Annotated in this window: 1 protein-coding gene; it reads left to right on the top strand. The window is 66.4% G+C overall.

Going from position 1 to position 819, the window contains the following annotated elements; translation table 11 throughout:
• The coding region (locus A2J01_RS25220) for a carboxyl transferase domain-containing protein (protein WP_331715337.1) at positions 1-819 on the top strand (819 nt) is incomplete at both ends.

Raw genomic sequence — 819 nt, 5'->3', positions numbered from 1 at the left:
TCGCCGTCGTGTCCGGGCGCTGTTTCGCAGGCAACGCGGCCCTGGCCGGCGCGTGCGACGTCCTGATCGCGACACCGGACGCCAACATCGGGATGGGTGGTCCTGCCATGGTCGAGGGCGGCGGGCTCGGAAACTTTCGCCCCGAGGACATCGGCCCCATCGACGTCCAGCGCCGCAACGGCGTCGTACACCTGGTCGCTGACGACGACGCACATGCGGTGGCGCTGGCCAAGCAGTACCTCGGCTACTTCCAGGGTGCGAGCGGAGAGTGGACCGCTCCGGATCCGCGGCTCTCGCGGCATGTGGTGCCGGAGAATCGCCTGCGCTCGTACGACGTTCGTGGAGCGATCGACGCAATCGCGGACGTCGACAGCGTCCTGGAACTGCGTCGAGACTACGGACGCGGTGTAGTAACCGCACTCGTTCGTGTCGAAGGAGTTCCGTACGGTGTGCTGGCGAACAGCAGCGAGCATCTCGGCGGCGCGATCGACGCGGAAGCCTCGGACAAGGCTTCGGATTTCCTGGAACTGCTCGAAGCGCACCGCATCCCTCTGGTGACGCTGTGCGACACACCGGGATTCATGGTGGGCCCGGATTCGGAGGAGGAGGCGACGGTTCGAAGGTTCGGCAGGTTCTTCGTTGCCGGTGCTCGCCTCACCGTGCCGTTCGGAACGATCATCCTGCGCAAGGGTTACGGGTTGGGCGCCATGGCAATGGCCGGTGGTTCCTTCCACGCCCCCGAGTTCACGGTCGCGTGGCCGACGGGCGAGATCGGGCCGATGGGTCTGGAAGGTGCTGTGCGTCTCGGTTTCCGCAAGG

Source organism: Rhodococcus sp. EPR-134, from assembly GCF_001647205.1.
GTDB classification, from domain to species: Bacteria; Actinomycetota; Actinomycetes; order Mycobacteriales; family Mycobacteriaceae; genus Rhodococcus_F; species Rhodococcus_F qingshengii.
Note: the sequence above shows the minus strand (reverse complement) of the source record. Positions and strands in the feature narration are given on the sequence as shown.